We start from the raw sequence: 15,163 nt of genomic DNA, 5'->3' as shown, positions 1-15,163 counted from the left end.
GTTAGCGGCCGGGGTGCGGGCGCCGCAGGCTGCGGTCGGCGACGGTGAGCGCGGTGAACGCGAGCGCGACGGCGAGCAGGGCCGTGGCCATGTCGTGCATGCCCGCGGTGGGGTCGGGTCCGGCCAGCAGCAGCCCGTTCGCGGCGGAGGAGACGATCGCGCCGAGGTAGAAGAAGGTCCGCAGCAGGCCGGCGGAGCTGGCGGTGCGTTCGGGGGGAGCCGCGGCGTACAGGGCGTTCTGGTTGGCCAGGTTCAGCAGGCCCTGCGGGACGCCCACGGCCAGGGAGACGGCGACCAGGAGCAGCACGGGGCTGTCCGCGTGGCACACGAGCATGAGGGCGGCGGCCAGGAGCTGCCCGGCGGCGCCGACGTGCAGCTTGCCGCGGATCCCGGCGCGGCGGCCGGTGAGGGCGGTGACGACGATCGCCAGCAGCGACATCGGCAGCAGCAGCAGGCCGGTGCGTTCGGCGGAGAACCCGGCGCCGGCCTCGAGCCACTGGGTGAAGCCGTACAGGAAGGAGTACCCGAACACCCCGGAGAGGAACTGGCGCAGGTACGTCAGCGACAGCGCCGGCGTCGAGCGCAGGACGTGCAGGTCGACGAACGGGGCCTCGGTGCGCAGTTCCCGGACCACGAACCCGGCGAGGCAGGCCCCGGCGACCGCGAGCAGGTACCAGTGGGCCGCAGCGGGTTCGAGCAGGAACAGCAGGAAGGCGACGATCGCGGCGGCGAACAGTCCCATGCCGGCGACGTCCAGGCGCAGGGGCCCGGAGCGGGCGGGTCGCTCCTTCGGCAGGAACAGGGCTCCGAGGACGAGGCAGGCCAGGGCGAGGGGGATGTTGACGGAGAACACCGCGCGCCAGCCCGCGGCCCCGACGAGGAAACCCCCGAACGTGGGCCCGACGACGGACATCGTCTGCGCGGACAACGACAGCACGGTCAGGGCCGCGGCGGGGCTGTCGCGGCCGGTGCGGCGGGCCTCGCGGCGGATGAGGTGCATCGAGGAGGGGTACCCGGCGCAGGTGGCGAGCCCCAGGACGACGCGTGCGGCGACGAGGGTCGCCAGGTCCTGGGCGAACAGGCCCATGAGCCCGGCGACGCCGGCCAGGGACGTGCCGACGAGGAAGACGCGGCGGGCGCCGAAGGCGTCGACGAGGCGGCCCACGACGGGCTGGCCGATGGACGTCGCCAGGTACAGGCCCGAGACGAGCCAGGCGGTCGCGGCGGCGCTGACCCCGAAGTCCCGGGCGATGGGGACCAGGGAGACGGCGATCATCGAGGAGTTGATCGGGTTCAGGATCGACCCGAGGACCATCGGCGGGTAGAGCCGTCGGTCGAAGCGGGCCGGGTCCTGGCGGGCGGGGTCCTTCGTGAGGGCCCTCACTCGGCCAGCAACCTCTCCAGCAGGGCCAGGGCCCGGACGACCTCGGCGCGTTCGCCGTCGCTGTAGCGGGTCTGGAAGGCCTGCGTCAGCCACGCCCCGCGGGCCGCGCGGTCGCCGGCGACGCGGTCGCGGCCGGCGGCGGTGAGGTCCACGAGCAGGCGCCGGCCGTCGTCGGGGTCGGGCCGGCGGTCCACCAGGCCCTGCTCCTGGAGGGCGGCGATCGTGGCCGCCGTGGACTGGGGACGGATGCGTTCGGCGGCGGCCAGGGCCGCGGCGGTGCTGGGGCCGTCCTTGTCCAGGCGCAGCAGGACCGAGATCGCGCCGGCGGGCAGGTCGTCGGAGCCCTGGACCTCCAGGAGGCGACGGCGCAGGCGGCTGAGCAGGACGCGCAGGTCGTGGGCGGCGCGCACGGCGTCGGACGGCGCGTCGCGCGACGGCGGGGGTCCCTCGGTCGGCACGGTGCGACCGTAAGAACGTCAGTCGGGACTGTCAAGTTCGGACTGCGAAGTCCAGGCTGTTCAGTCCAGGCTGCCGGGGTCCCGGCGTCCAGGTCGCCTGCCGTAGCGTGGCGGCGTGCCACGTCACGACCGCGAGGAGGTCGCCCGCCGCAGCGGGCACGCCAGCTGGGAGGACGCCGTGCGGGCCACGGCCGACCTGCCGCAGCAGGAGGCGGGGCGGCTGCTGGGGGTCTCGCACCCCACGATCCGGGTGTGGCGGGCCGAGCTCGGACTGGGGGTGGCCACCGAGCGCGCGTCGGCCGCCGAGCGTGCCGCCCGGTTCCTCACCGACCCGGCCGACCCGCGGCACGGCAGCGCCAACGGCTACCGCAACCTGGGGTGCCGCTGCCCGCGCTGCACGCGGGCGTGGACCGGCTACCAGCGCGAGCGCCGGGGCTGACCCGGCCCCGGGAGGGCTCAGGCCTCGGTGGTCACGCCGGTGAGGGCGTCGACGGCCTCGCGGGGGCTGGTGCCCTGTGCGCGGCCGGCGGCGGCGGCGTCGACGAACGCGACGAGGACGTCGGCGACGGGCTCACCGTCACGGGTGTCCCAGTGCTCCGGGGACAGCGACTGCGCGAAGTCGGCGAAGGCCTCCGCGGACTCGGCGACGTCGCTGAACTGCCCGTCGGTGACCTCCTGCCAGCGCGCCCAGGCCTGCGGGAAGGCCAGGCCCTGTTCCTGGGACTCGGCGTAGCGCAGGATCGTGCCCACCGTGGCCGCGTCCAGGCTGTAGGGGGCGAACGCCAGCTTCGTGGCGGCCGCGGGGTGGTCGGCGACGATGTCGATCGTCTCGGCGCGCTCGGCCTCGTCGAGGAAGCGTTCGAGGCTGCGGTGGTTGCCCGCCGGCCAGGGCATCTTGTTCGCGCAGTACGTCCGCCGCGTGGTGGCCATGACCGTCCCGTTCAGCTCGGAGATCTTCCGGGTCGATTCTGGCACGAGCCTCGCCGCTACGCGTCAGCGCGTTCGCGCACGTCGCGCAGCGCGGCGTAGGCGCGGTTGGCCGCGGCCGCCGAGCGCAGCTCCTGCGCGGCGACGTCGATGTACTGCTGCGACGTCGTCAGGCTCTGGTGCCCCAGCAGGCGCATGACCTCCACGGCGCTGGCTCCGGCGGCCACGACCTCGGTGGCGAAGGTGTGCCGCAGGGCGTGCACGAGGGCTCCGCGCGCGACCCGGTCGTGGACGCCGGCGGTCCGGTAGGCCTGCCGCACCAGGTACTGCAGCTGGTCGCGCGTCAGGGCCCGGCCGCGGGTGTCGACGAACATGGGCGCGTCCAGCGGCAGCGTCGCAGGGCGGGCGAACCGGGCCCGGCGGGAGGCGAGGTAGTTGCCCAGCACCTCGGCCAGCGTCGCCTCGACCGGGACGCTGCGTTCGGCGTTGCCCTTGCCCAGGACGTGCAGCCGGTGGTCCCCGGCGGCACCGGCCAGGTCGCCCACCCGCAGGCCGAGCAGTTCGGCGCTGCGGATCCCGCTGACCAGCAACGTCGCCACGACCGCCAGGTCCCGCTCGGGCCACGGGTCGCGGGCCCCCGGCCGTCGCGTCGCGACGGAGGTCAGCAGGAGCTCGGCGGTGCGTTCGCCGCGCAGGGGTTTGGGGCCGTGGCGTTCGGGTCGCGGCCGCTGCACGCCCCCCATCGGGTTGCCCGCCAGCGCGTCCTCGGCCAGCAGGAACGAGCAGAACCCGTTCCACGTCGACCAGCACCGCGCGATGGAACTGCGGGCGTGGTCGAGGGAGAAGTCGGCGAAGGCCGTGCGCAGCGCGCGGACCGTCAGGTCGGCGACGAGGAGTTCGGCGCCGTCGGTGCGCTGCAGCCGGGGCAGCAGCGCCGCGACGTCGCGCCGGCGGGCGTCGGTGGTGTGGGGGGATTCCTTGCGGGGGAGCCGGGCGACGTCGTAGGCGCTCAGAGCGGCGAGCAGCGGCGTCGAGGAGGTGACGACCTCGGGAACCCCGGACGACGGGGGAGTCATGGCTAGACGGTAGGGGAGACGGGGGATTCGTGTCAAGCGGAACAGTTGCAGCGCAACGTGTCTGGGGGAGTTGGGTGAGTTTCGCCCGCATATTCGTCGTTATGCGGAGTTCAGGTGCACCCGGCGCTGCGGTGGCAGCTGGGAGGTGCGGGTTTCGGATCGTCGGCCCAGCGGTGCCGATGATCGGCACCGCTGGGCCGACGACGGCGAACCGGATCAGCCGGCGCCCGGCGGGTGGCGATGTCGAGACGCGACACGGGCGTGACGTGGTCGGCGGACCGGCGGACCGGCGGACCGGCGGACCGGCGGTTCGTGGGCGACGTGTCGCCGGTGGTTGGTCACCGGTTCGTCGTCCGGGAACGGCGACCCGTCGTCGGACGCGTCGGGTGCAGACGTGTCGGCGCGGGTCGGTCGGAACCGTTCGCCCAGCGGTGTCGACGATCGGCACCGAGGGGTCGACGCTGTCGCTCAGTCGGGCACGGTGACGTGCCCGACGGGGTCCGTTCGGTGGCGGATCGGGCCCTGTCGGGTACGCCGATAATCTTCATTATGACATTAAGACGGTCTCACTTCTCCCCGTCGCCCCGTTCGCTGTCGTCCTGTCTCACCTGAATCTTCCCAGCCCCACGCACTCGTTCCCGTGTCTCGTCTGATGCTTCCCGGCGTCTCAGCTCCCTGTCTCAACAGGGATGCGGGACTGACCTCCAGGACAGAGCGGTCAGGCACGCTGAGCACGTGACCCGTGTCCCGTCCGCCGCGACACCAGCCCAGCGAGCCATCGGCCACGTCACCCGGTACGCCGACGGCGGTCCCGTCGACCCCACGTGGCGGATCACCGTGCACTTCCACCCCGACCGGTTGACCGCCGGGGTTCCGATCCTGCGAGCCATGGCCGGCGACGGGCGCTACCGCTCCCAGTTCGAGACCGGCACCAGCAACGGCGGCCTGAGCGCCCGCCCCGGCGGGGACCGCTGGCACTGGGAATCACGCCTGTTCGCCGGTGCCTACGACACCGCGCCGCCCCGGGCCCGTCCGGTCTACGGCTCGCTGAACCACCGCCACCGCCCCACCGGTGGCTCCCCCCGTTTCGGCTCCGCCCACCTGCGCCTGAGGGCGGCGACCCTGGTGCGCGCCACCTTCTGCTACCCCGACAGCGTCTTCGACCCGGTGCACCTGGGCACCGCCGAGCACATGAGCCTGACCGACCTGGCCGACGCGGACACCGCCGCCGGCGCCGTCGACCCCCTGGACGACTACGTCGAAGCCCACGTCCACGGCGGTGTCCGTTTCGAGCGCGATGTCGAAGCCCTCGTGCTGGATCCCTGTTACCGCGGCAGCGACGTCGAAGCCGACGCCCGACGGCTGTGGGACCACCTCGGCGTGGACCTGGAGTGGCACCCCGGTTTCGCCACCACCCTCGACGTCCTCTCCCAGCACCCCGACTACCGCGGCGAGCACGTCGTCGAGGCCGCCGCACGCATCGCCGTCGACGGCGCCGTGACCCCACGCGTCATCGGTGACGCCGCCCGCGCGGGCCGCGAGGACGAGCAGATCCTCAAGCGCGTCTGGCACTGCACCGCCCGCTTCGGCTCCCCCGCCTGACCACCGGACGACGTTCTTTTCGTGCAACGCGTTGCGCAGCACTCGGCCTGATGACGCGACCACCTCACGTCCGACGTCCCCACGCCTCGAACTCCTCCTGCACCCGGTCGAAGAACGCGGTCTTGGCGCGGGTGTAGTCGTCGAAGTCGGCATCACCGGCGTGCTCGGCAGCAGCCGTGGCCTTGAAGTCGGCGTAGCTGTCCCGGGCTTGCGGGTGGGCGCGCAGCCAGTCGCGGAACCACACCGTGTACCTGCCCCACGGCGAGGCGCTCAGTCGCACGTGCAGGATCGCCGCTCCCGGCCCGTCGATGTCGTGGACGAACAGGCGCTTGCGCCACACGCCGGCAGGCACGACCTGCGAACCACGCGGGATGTCGCGGTGGACCCCCGGGGAGTCCGGGCGGGCGCCGACCGCGGGAACGAAACCGGCCGCGGCGAGGGCGTCGTCGACGACGCTCGGTTCGGGAAGCTCCCTGACGAGCACCTGCAGGTCGAGGTAGGCCTTGGCCGCCAGCCCGGGCACCGACGTGGAGCCGATGTGGTCGAAGGCTTCGGCGACCTCGAGCGGCGCCAGCACCTGCTGCACGGCGGTGAGCAGCCGGGCTGCACGGATCGGCCAGTCGGGGTCGTAGGGCTGCAGCACCGCAGGTCCGGGCACGAGGTGACGGTAGCGATCCCGGCGCCTCACGGCCCGGTGTCTCGTGGCTCGGTGTCTCGCGGCTCGGCACCTCACCGGCCGATGCCGCGTCAGTCGCGTCGGGCGATCAGCAGGAAGCGGACCTCGGTGAAGACCAGTGGCTCAGCCCGCCGCTCGAGCTGCAGCAGTTGCGACGCGTACCGCTCAACGGTGAAGTCCACCGGAAGCTGCCACGGCATCATCCGCAGGTACGACAGCAGCGTGGCCACGTCCGCGAACCGGATCGGCCCGCTCCACTCCTGCGCCCTCTCGACGCGCAGGCCGGCGTCCTGGGCCTTTCGTGCGCACACGGGCAGCATCGTGTCGGGGTACGCCGGATCGGTACCGAAGACGGCGGCCAGGTCCGCCAGGTTGCGTCCGTCGACCTGCTGGGTCAGGAAGACCCCGCCAGGGCGCAGAACCCGGGCGACGTCGGTGGCGTCGTAGGCGGCGTGCCGCGACATCACGACGTCGAAACGGCCCGCCCGGTACGGCAACTGCTCACCCCGCTCCGCGCTGTGCGCGCGGACGTCGATGCCCGCGGGTGCCAGAGCCTCCCGAGCGATGGTGACGTTCGGCGCCCACCCCTCGGTGGCGTGCGTGTCAGGTGGCAGGACGTCGACCAGGCCCAGGAGCTGCTCGCCCCCACCGGTCCCGAGGTCCAACGCCGACCGGGCTGCAGGCAGGAGCCGGCGGGCCAGGTCGCTGTACGACCACGGTGGGTCCTGGCTGCTGACGCTCCCCTCGAAGGCGGCGAACGACCAGCCCACGGTCGGTTCGCAGAACCGGCGCGCCCACTCGGCGACGACGTCTCGATCAGTCACGGCAGCATGCAACCAGCGCGCCTCGGCCTGGAGCGAGCTGTCCAGACCGCCACGACGGTCGGAATCACGCCCTCGCCCGTGAGGTCACACCGACGCGGCACTCTGCAGCTGCCCGATCCACGGGTGTCTGGTGTCGGTCAGCTGGAGGGCCTCGATCAGCCAGGCACGGCGTGGGCCGTCCAACTCCCCGACTGTGAGGGCGAAGTCGTCCTCGTCCTTCGTTCGCGGGTCGGCGCTCTTGTGGAACAGCTGCACCTCCGGGGCCAGGACGGCCCGCTGCGCGTCGGAGGCGGGACCGCTCAGCGTGCGCCAGGGACGGTGGACCCGTGGATCCCGCCGGTACACCCACTCCCCCTCACCGCCACCAGCGCCGTCGGCGAGGTCGTCGACCATCAGCTGCAGGCACCAGTCCGCGGCCGGTGCGGGTCGGCACCAGACGTCGTGCACGCCGGGCGGCAACTCCTCGTCGACCGGCCAGGGCCGCAACGTGCCGGGTGGGTCGGCGGCGTGCAGGTCCCACCCGGCGAGTTGCTCGCGCAGCCTGGGCAGGTGCGGGCGCAGCACCAGGACGTCGACGTCCTCGTGCGGGCGGGTCTGTCGTCCCAGGTGCAGGTCGATCGCCCAGCCACCGGCGATCCACCAGGGCACCTCAGCACCGTGCAGCAGGCGGGCCACCTCGTCGGGATCCAGCGGCGACCACGACCCCAGCTCGTCGCTCACCAGGACAGCCTGGCGCACCGTCGAGCTGTGAGGCGCCCGGACGGTCATGGTGCCGTTCCCGTGACCGGTCTTCTTCCGCACCCGATCCGTCGCCGACTCGTGCGTCGTCCTGTCGACTGCGCGGACCCTTGGTGCTGCGTCACAGTGAGCCGGTGACCGGAGCCGATGACCGGGGTGTCGAGGTGCGTGACGGCCTCGTGCACCGGCCGGTGCAACCGTGGACCTCGACCGTGCACCGGCTGCTCGTCCACCTGCACGACCGCCTACCGGACCTGGTCCCCCGGCCGGTCGGCATCGACGGCGGCACCGAGACCGTCACCTTCCTGCCGGGGCAGGCAGGTGCGGACTGCTGGCCGCACCAGGCCGGCGAGGCCGGGCTCGTCTCCGCAGCGCGACTCCTGCGCACCGTGCACGACGCCAGCCGTGACCACCTCCCCGCACCGGACGCCACCTGGGGCGCTCCGGCGACGACACCCGCGGACGTCGTCTGCCACGGCGACCCCGGCCCGTGGAACATGGCGTGGCGCAACGGTCGGGCCGCCGGACTGTTCGACTGGGACTTCGCCCACCCCGGTCCCGCGATCGACGACGTCGCCTACGCCCTGGAGCACCTCGTACCCTTCCGCAGCGACGAGCAGGCCGTGCGCTGGCACGGGTTCACCGCACCACCGGACCGGCCCCGGCGGCTGCGTCGGTTCCTGCAGGCGTACGGCTGGGACGAACCGCCAGCCGTCCAGGTCCTGGTCGACGCGGTCATCGCCCGCCAGCAGCGCACCATCGACGCGGTCGCCGAGCTGGCCCGGCGCGGGGTGCAGCCGCAGCAGCGGTGGGTGCGCGAGGGCCACCTCGAGGAGCTGGCGGAGCGGATCCGCTGGAGCCAGACCCACCGGCACCTGCTGGATCCCTGACCCCGTCCCGCGACGGGTACGCCCACCCATCCTGCCGGACGAGGCTGGTCCGGACGGCCCGTTCCCCCGCCGTGAGCGAGTTCCGGTCCCACCGGTCCGCACCGATCGACGCGACAGCGGTGTCGGTGCCTTCCGACAGACTGCCGCGATGAGCGATGAGACCCGCCGGTACTGGGACGAGCAGGCGGCCACCTTCGACGACGAAGCCGACCACGGCCTGCGCGACCCGGCGGTGCGGCAGGCGTGGGCCGACCTCCTGCTCCCGCTCGTGCCACCGGCAGCACGGGTGGCCGACCTCGGCTGCGGCACCGGCAGCCTGTCCGTGCTGCTGGCCGGGGTCGGCCACGACGCCCACGGCGTCGACCTGTCACCGCGGATGATCGACGCCGCCCGCGCCAAAGCCGCCGCGGCCGGTGTCCCGGCCCGCTTCAGCGTCGCCGACGCCGCCGCCCCGCCCGTGGAGGACGGCTCGGTGGACGTCGTCCTGGCCCGTCACGTCCTGTGGGCGTTCGAGGACCCCGGTGAGGTGCTCGGCACCTGGACCAGGCTGCTCGCCCCCGGCGGGCGGCTGCTGCTGGTGGAAGGCCGCTGGTCCACCGGCGCCGGGGTGAGCGCGGCCGACGGCGAGGCCCTCGTCCGCCGGCACCGTGAACAGGTGCAGGTGCGGATGCTGCCCGAGGCGTCCTACTGGGGCAAGGACATCACCGACGAGCGGTACCTGCTGAGCAGCACGGCCTGACCCGCATCTCGGAGCACGAACTCGTGCGCGCCGAAAACGGGCGGGGCTGCAGGTGTTCCACCCCCTCGCACGTCCCGGTCGGCCCGAGACGCTGAGGTCCTGGGGCACGACCACGTCCCCGGACGCCACCACCCGTGCCGTCGGGTCCTGGTACTTGCAGGGCGACTCCAGGACACGGTGTACCGGTAAGTGCCCGCACGTGCGAGAAGTCCTGGCCGAAGGGCGACGGAGTTCCGCCGCAGGTACGCGAGGGTCTCCTCACCGGCGGAACCGGACGGGGACGCGTGGAACAGTCGCACTCCCCGTCGTGACGCAGCGCAGGTGCACCCGGCGGGGTTCCGACGGGACCTGCCACCCGGTCGGTCGTGGCCCGGTGGCCTCGTCGCAGGGGCTGACCAGGTGAAGAGAACCCGCTACGTTCGATCCGTGGAATGCTTCCCCGCCGCGCGCACCCGCTGAGGACAGCCGCCCGACGCCGGGCGGTCAGACGCCGACCACCACGAGGTGGCCGGCTCCTCCTCGAGCCCTCCAGCAGGAAGCAGCCCCGTGAACCCTCCTTCCACACCCCCGCCCCCGAGCGGTCAGGCCTCCGCCGCCGGCCCGACCGCCGGCACCTTCGACACCTGCGTCGTCTTCGTGCTCGGCTACCCCGGCATGGGCAAACGGACCGTCGGAGGCCACCTCGCCCAGCAGATCGACGGTGTCCTGGTCGACAACGCCCTGATCCACCGCCCCGTGCTCGAACTCTTCCGGTGGGACGGCGTCGAACCCCTCCCCGCGGCGATCTGGGACTACGTCGTCCCCATCCGGGACGCCGTCGTCCGCACCATCGAGGACCTCGCCCCTGCCACCACCAGCTACGTCTTCACCAACGTCATCGAGGACGGCCCGACCGCAGCGGCGGACTACGACGTCTACCGGTCCCTCGCGCGACGCCGGGGCTCGCTGTTCCTCGCGGTGATGCTCACCTGCCAGATCGACGAGCAGGTGAGCCGGATCGACAACCCCGACCGGGTTGCTCTGCGGAAGGGAGCGGACCCGGAGGGCTACCGCCGGTACACCCTGACCACGGACCTGTACCAGCCACCGCCGGCCGAGGTCGTCCACGTCGACACCACCCGGACGGCACCGGCCGACAACGCCCGGCGCATCCTCGACGAACTGCGCCGCCGAGGCTTCACCGGCGGTGTGCCGCAGGACCGCTCGTAGGGGTGGTGAGAGCCGGCGGGGAGGCCGGAACGACGTCACCTCCTCGTCGGCGACCCGCTGCCGTCCTCCTACGACGTCGCCCCCACCCAGGACGCCCGCGTCGTCCTCGAACGGGTTCCGCACGACGACGTCCTAGCCTTCGCCGGCCTCTACGAGCTGTGGCCCCATCCCGCCGAGGACGAAGACGACCCCGACCGCTGGCTGTGGACGTCCACCGTCCTGACCACCCGGACCAGCGACACCCGGGGCCGCATCCACGACCGCTCCCCCGCCATCGTGCCCCCCCCGACATGCACGACCACTGGCCGGACCCCACCCTCACCGACCTCGATCTCGTCCAACAGGTCCTCGACGCCCTGCCCGAGCCGAGATCGCCCACCTACGAGGTGTCCACCGCGGTCGAATCCCCCCCCGAACAACAGCCCGGACCTGCTGACCCCGGCCACTTGAGACGCCCGCACCTGCACGGGACCGAGCGGAACCGAACCAGTCCCCGCGTCCTGCACGCGTTCGAGGTACGAACCAGGATGTCGACGACTTCCCGGTCGTGCGGACCAGCGGGCAGGGGTCCCCACTGAGCGGGCATGTCCAGCTCGAACCGTGCCGGTCGAGAACCTCGAGGTATTCGAACGCCGCGCCACCGAGGTCGTATCGACAATCAGTCATAATCAAACACGGAGTGTAGTTTTTTCTGCTCAACCGCATGAACTTCCACCGGTGGGCAATCCATTCGGCCCAGTGCGTCGAACGTTCCTCGACCGGCGCACGAGGCCGGCCGACACGACGGTCCGGTGCCGCCACGACGAGACACCACGACCGAGCTCACGCGACCCACCCGATTGACGGAGGAACCGTGTTCGGAAACAAGCTTGTCAAGACCATGATCGATCGCAGTGCCGAGACCGACAGCGACCGTCGCAACTTCCTGCGCACCGCCGGCCTGGCCGGACTCGGCGTCGCGGGGGCCGCCGCCGTGGGCACCGGCGGTGCCTCGTCCGCCTTCGCCGACAGCAACCCGCCCAGCTCGGCCCAGCCGAACGGCCAGACGGCCAACGGTGAACTCATCTCGGACGCCACCATCTTGAACTTCGCCCTGAACCTCGAGTACCTCGAGGCGGAGTTCTACTCCTGGGCCGCGTTCGGTCACGGCCTCGCGGCCGGTGACATCGACGGCAACTACAACACCGGTGCCGTGAACGGTGGGGCGAAGGTCCGCTTCGCCACTCCGTCGATCCGCAAGATCGCGGAGGACATCGCCCGCGACGAGGTCGCCCACGTGAAGTTCCTGCGCGCCGCGCTGGGCACCGTGAAGGTGGCGCGACCCACCATCGACCTCGTGGGTTCCTTCACCGCCGCCGCGACGGCGGCGGGTCTCGTCAAACCCGGCCAGAAGTTCAACCCCTTCGCCGACGAGAGCAGCTTCCTGCTCGGCGCGTTCCTGTTCGAGGACGTCGGCGTCACCGCCTACAAGGGAGCAGCGCCGCTCATCAGCAACAAGACCTACCTCGACGCCGCGGCCGGCATCCTGGCGTTCGAGGCCTACCACGCCGCGACCATCCGGACCACGCTCGTGGCGCGGGGTCAGGGCCCCGCGGCCGACGCCATCTCGAACGCCCGTGACTCCCTGGACGGACCCACCGACCTCGACCAGGGCGTCGACGGCCCGAACGGGAGCACCATCGTCGCCCCGGGCGACGCGAACGGCGTGGCCTACTCGCGGACCTTCGGTCAGGTGCTCAACGTCGTCTTCCTCAACCCGGGCAAGACGAACAAGGGCGGGTTCTTCCCCCAGGGCGTGAACGGCGACATCCGCTCCTCCGACGCGCACTGACGCCAGCCCGCGCGGTCGTCCCGGCACCCCGACAGTGCCGGGCCGACCGCCGCTCCGGTCCGGTCTCTCGTCCCGTCCGCAGCGGTGGTGAGGTCGCGCGTGCAGACCCTCCCGGCGGCACGTCGACCGCCACCACCCGCTGTCCCGCCGACCTCGTGCACCCCGATGCCATGAGCGGCTGCCTCTGCCGTTCTCCCTCCAGCCGTCCGGCGTCCACCGATCCGTCAGGTCACTCCTGCACGTCGCAGCCGGTGGGGTACCGCTCAGCGGCGTTGCAGGGCACACTGCAGAGGACCGCCGGAACACCGGGGGTCACCACCCACGGCGGGAGCTCAAGACCATGGGCGAGTTGCGCGAAGAACCGGTCGTGTCGGGCCGGGAGTACTCCGTCGACGAGGTGCGCGGACGTCCCGCGGCCGAGCTCGAGGACTTCGAAGGCGAGACCTCCTTCCACGCCAGCCACGGACCTCACGAGCACGACGTCGTCGGGTTCGGGAGGGTCGAGGACGACAAGGCGCTGGTGCACGAGAAGCAGGGACCAGACGGCGGAGGCCGCGACGTGCGCGTCTGGCAGGTCACGCCGACAGCGCAGGGGTTCGCGGCCGAACACATCCCCAAGGGCTGACCCGCCGCGGCGCCGATCGGGAGATCCCTTCCACCGGAGGGGGACCGACCACTGCGGGCTGGGCCGGGTCGGGCTGCGGCCCGTCCCTTCCCGCAGCGGACACGTGCTGTGGCGAGCACCGTGTGGGAACGGGAACCGGTGGCCACGGTGAGGGAGCGCTCCGGTCGGGGACGCCCCGTCCGCGATGCCGCTCCTCCTCCCCGGCTATCACCGCCACGCTCAGCTCGCCGACGTCCTCCCGGTTCCTGGTCCGCCCTGGACCACCTCAGCGGCTCGACAACCTGCCGTTGGCCACGCGCACCGCGGCGCTCATGCGCGACAGGAAGGCGATCACCATGCGCAGTTCCTGCTCGTCGCTCGAACGGGTCGCCGCGGCGATCTCAGTGCCGGCGAACGCCAGGAACGCCCGCGCCTCCTCCCGGCCCTTCGTGCTCGGGCGCACCGTCACCCGCCGCCGGTCCGTGCTCTCACGACTGCGCACGACGAAGCCGGCCCGTTCGAGGCGGTCGAGCAGGACGGTCGTCGCCCCCGACGTCATCCCCAGCCGCCGCGACAGCTGCGCCGGGGACAGCGGTGTCCCGCTCTCGGCGGCCCAGACCACCTGACCGAGCGCGTTCGCGTCCGAGGTGGGCAGGCCCGTCCAGCCGGCCAGGTGGTGGTGCAGTTCGGTGGCGCCGACCAGCCACTCCTGCAGGCCTTCCATCACCGCGACCTGCGCGGGGCTCCAGGCCTCGGTGAGCGGATCGGTCGGCGGTGTCTCCATCGAGCGACTTCCTCCACAGTGAAGTAACTTCTCCAAGTAGTCAGAAACCACTGTAGAGGAGACCGCCGTGCTCGAGCCTGCCCGAACCGCCGTCGTCTCCGGAGCCAGCATCGCCGGCCTGTCCGCCGCGTACTGGCTGCAGCGCACCGGGTGGCGGGTCACCGTCCTCGAACGCGCCGCCGCCTTCCGCGACGGCGGCCAGAACGTCGACGTGCGCGGTGTGGCGCGCGACGTGCTGGCCGAGATGGGTCTGGTGGAGGCCGTCCGGGCCCGCAACACGACCGAGACCGGCACCGTGCTGGTCGACGAACGGGGCCGGGTCACCGCCGAACTGCCCTCCGACGGTCCCGACGGGGCCACCGCCGAGCTGGAGGTGCTGCGCGGGGACCTCGCCCGCACCCTGCTGGAGGCCCTCTCCCCCGAGGTCGACGTCCGGTACGGGCAGAGCGTGGCCGACGTGCTCGACGACACCGGCCCCCTGGTCGTGACCACGACCACCGGCGACCGGTTGCCGGCGGACCTGCTCGTCGTCGCCGAGGGCGTGCGCTCCACGACGCGCGACCGCGTGTTCGCCGGCCGGGTAGAGCGCCGCGAACTCGGCGTCACCATGGCCTTCGGCACCATCGCCCGCACCGCCACCGACGACGACCGGTGGCGCTGGCTGACCACCACCGGCGGACGCCAGGTGCACCTGCGCCCCGACCCCCACGGCACCACGCGCGCCATCCTCGCCGCCCGCAGCGACGTCCTCCCCGGTCTCGTCGACCTCCCCCGCCCCCGGGCGCAGCAGCGGTTGCGCGAGGTGTTCGCCGACGCCGGCTGGGAGGCCCCCCGGGTCCTGGACGGTTTCGAGACCTCCGACGACGTCTACGTCGACGACCTCACGCAGATCAGGATGGCCACCTGGCACACCGGCCGCGTCGTCCTGGTCGGTGACGCGGCCTGGTGCGTCACCCCGATGGGTGGTGGGGGCGCCTCCCTGGCCCTGGTGGGCGGCTACGTCCTGGCCGCCCACCTGTCCACGGCGGACAGCACGTCCACCGCCCTGGACCGCTACGGGGAGTGGATGCGGCCCCTGGTCGACGACGTGCAGGGCCTGCCCCGCGGCATCGTCGACGTCGCCTACCCCCGGACCCGGCTCGGGGTCTCCACCCGCCGCGTGCTGGACAGGGCGCTGACCTCCCGGCCCCTGCGCCCGCTGATCGCGAGGATCACGCGCGTGGCCACCACCGACCAGGACCTCCCCGCGATCGAGGTCGCGCGCCCGGCCGCGACGTGAACCGCGCCTGCGGCCCGGGGACGACGCGGATCGGAGGTCGAAACCCCGCTCACCCGGCCGGCCGAGGGTCCGGCGGGTCACCCGGGTCCATCGGCCGTTCCAGTGGCGCGTTCACGTTCGCCCCTTCCTCGAGGACCGTCCA

At 72.7% G+C, this 15,163-nt stretch carries 17 protein-coding genes; 9 read left to right on the top strand and 8 right to left on the bottom strand.

What is annotated here, in order from left to right:
* Position 1: 1 nt before the first annotated feature.
* Together CLV37_RS01995 and CLV37_RS01990 are read right to left on the bottom strand one after the other, a co-directional pair.
* On the bottom strand, positions 2-1,384 hold the full coding sequence (locus CLV37_RS01995; protein ID WP_211298300.1) for an MFS transporter: 1,383 nt from the start codon (positions 1,382-1,384) through the stop codon (positions 2-4).
* Positions 1,381-1,842 (bottom strand): MarR family winged helix-turn-helix transcriptional regulator, encoded by a 462-nt coding sequence (locus CLV37_RS01990; protein ID WP_106206420.1) that lies wholly within the window; start codon positions 1,840-1,842, stop codon positions 1,381-1,383. Before CLV37_RS01990 ends, CLV37_RS01995 begins: the two co-directional genes overlap by 4 nt.
* 115 nt (positions 1,843-1,957) lie before the next feature.
* Here CLV37_RS01990 and CLV37_RS01985 point away from each other — a divergent pair, with 115 nt between their 5' ends.
* On the top strand, positions 1,958-2,281 hold the full coding sequence (locus tag CLV37_RS01985) for a hypothetical protein (protein WP_106206419.1): 324 nt from the start codon (positions 1,958-1,960) through the stop codon (positions 2,279-2,281).
* Positions 2,282-2,298: 17 nt separating this feature from the next.
* Here CLV37_RS01985 and CLV37_RS01980 read toward each other — a convergent pair whose 3' ends face one another.
* Positions 2,299-2,817, bottom strand: a complete 519-nt coding sequence (locus tag CLV37_RS01980) for a hypothetical protein (protein WP_106206417.1) — start codon at positions 2,815-2,817, stop codon at positions 2,299-2,301.
* Between the two features lie 11 nt (positions 2,818-2,828).
* Positions 2,829-3,845, bottom strand: coding sequence for a tyrosine-type recombinase/integrase (locus CLV37_RS01975; protein ID WP_106206415.1), 1,017 nt, complete (start codon positions 3,843-3,845; stop codon positions 2,829-2,831).
* A 735-nt stretch (positions 3,846-4,580) separates the two neighbouring features.
* Between CLV37_RS01975 and CLV37_RS01970 the strand changes: the two genes are divergently transcribed.
* Complete coding sequence (locus CLV37_RS01970) at positions 4,581-5,447, top strand: DUF3626 domain-containing protein (protein ID WP_106206413.1); 867 nt, start codon at positions 4,581-4,583, stop codon at positions 5,445-5,447.
* 64 nt (positions 5,448-5,511) lie between these two features.
* Here CLV37_RS01970 and CLV37_RS01965 read toward each other — a convergent pair whose 3' ends face one another.
* The 3 genes from CLV37_RS01965 to CLV37_RS01955 all read right to left on the bottom strand — a co-directional run bounded on the left by CLV37_RS01965 (position 5,512) and on the right by CLV37_RS01955 (position 7,667).
* On the bottom strand, positions 5,512-6,105 hold the full coding sequence (locus tag CLV37_RS01965; protein ID WP_106206411.1) for a GrpB family protein: 594 nt from the start codon (positions 6,103-6,105) through the stop codon (positions 5,512-5,514).
* Positions 6,106-6,194: 89 nt separating this feature from the next.
* Entirely contained in the window at positions 6,195-6,947 is a 753-nt protein-coding gene (locus CLV37_RS01960) for a class I SAM-dependent methyltransferase (protein WP_170127000.1), read from the bottom strand.
* 84 nt (positions 6,948-7,031) lie between these two features.
* Entirely contained in the window at positions 7,032-7,667 is a 636-nt protein-coding gene (locus tag CLV37_RS01955) for a nucleotidyltransferase domain-containing protein (RefSeq protein ID WP_211298299.1), read from the bottom strand.
* 152 nt (positions 7,668-7,819) lie between these two features.
* Here CLV37_RS01955 and CLV37_RS01950 point away from each other — a divergent pair, with 152 nt between their 5' ends.
* The 6 genes from CLV37_RS01950 to CLV37_RS01925 all read left to right on the top strand — a co-directional run bounded on the left by CLV37_RS01950 (position 7,820) and on the right by CLV37_RS01925 (position 12,979).
* Positions 7,820-8,575 carry an aminoglycoside phosphotransferase family protein gene (locus CLV37_RS01950; RefSeq protein WP_106206406.1) on the top strand — a complete coding sequence of 252 codons (756 nt, stop codon included), beginning with the start codon at positions 7,820-7,822 and terminating at the stop codon, positions 8,573-8,575.
* 148 nt (positions 8,576-8,723) lie between these two features.
* Positions 8,724-9,314 (top strand): class I SAM-dependent methyltransferase, encoded by a 591-nt coding sequence (locus CLV37_RS01945; protein ID WP_106206404.1) that lies wholly within the window; start codon positions 8,724-8,726, stop codon positions 9,312-9,314.
* Positions 9,315-9,860: 546 nt separating this feature from the next.
* Positions 9,861-10,523, top strand: a complete 663-nt coding sequence (locus CLV37_RS01940) for a P-loop nucleotide/nucleoside kinase family protein (RefSeq protein WP_106206402.1) — start codon at positions 9,861-9,863, stop codon at positions 10,521-10,523.
* Between the two features lie 57 nt (positions 10,524-10,580).
* Positions 10,581-10,973, top strand: a complete 393-nt coding sequence (locus tag CLV37_RS28945) for an SOS response-associated peptidase family protein (protein WP_211298372.1) — start codon at positions 10,581-10,583, stop codon at positions 10,971-10,973.
* Positions 10,974-11,376: 403 nt separating this feature from the next.
* Positions 11,377-12,354, top strand: a complete 978-nt coding sequence (locus tag CLV37_RS01930) for a ferritin-like domain-containing protein (protein ID WP_211298298.1) — start codon at positions 11,377-11,379, stop codon at positions 12,352-12,354.
* Positions 12,355-12,703: 349 nt separating this feature from the next.
* Complete coding sequence (locus tag CLV37_RS01925) at positions 12,704-12,979, top strand: hypothetical protein (protein WP_146149256.1); 276 nt, start codon at positions 12,704-12,706, stop codon at positions 12,977-12,979.
* A gap of 265 nt (positions 12,980-13,244) precedes the next feature.
* On the opposite strand, the gene CLV37_RS01920 is transcribed toward CLV37_RS01925, so the two are convergent.
* Positions 13,245-13,742: a MarR family winged helix-turn-helix transcriptional regulator gene (locus CLV37_RS01920; RefSeq protein ID WP_211298297.1), complete on the bottom strand. Its 498-nt coding sequence runs from the start codon at positions 13,740-13,742 to the stop codon at positions 13,245-13,247.
* A gap of 67 nt (positions 13,743-13,809) precedes the next feature.
* On the opposite strand from CLV37_RS01920, the gene CLV37_RS01915 reads away from it, so the two are divergent.
* A complete protein-coding gene (locus CLV37_RS01915) occupies positions 13,810-15,021 on the top strand; it encodes an FAD-dependent monooxygenase (RefSeq protein ID WP_106206396.1) in 1,212 nt (403 codons plus the stop codon).
* Positions 15,022-15,163: the final 142 nt, after the last annotated feature.

It is taken from the genome of Kineococcus rhizosphaerae, assembly GCF_003002055.1.
Lineage (GTDB): Bacteria > Actinomycetota > Actinomycetes > Actinomycetales > Kineococcaceae > Kineococcus > Kineococcus rhizosphaerae.
Note: the sequence above shows the minus strand (reverse complement) of the source record. Positions and strands in the feature narration are given on the sequence as shown.

Coding starts and splice junctions, on each gene's coding strand:
- CLV37_RS01920 (WP_211298297.1), bottom strand. CDS start 13,742: ATGGAGACACCGCCGACCGATCCGCTCACCGAGGCCTGGAGCCCCGCG.
- CLV37_RS01945 (WP_106206404.1), top strand. CDS start 8,724: ATGAGCGATGAGACCCGCCGGTACTGGGACGAGCAGGCGGCCACCTTC.
- CLV37_RS01975 (WP_106206415.1), bottom strand. CDS start 3,845: ATGACTCCCCCGTCGTCCGGGGTTCCCGAGGTCGTCACCTCCTCGACG.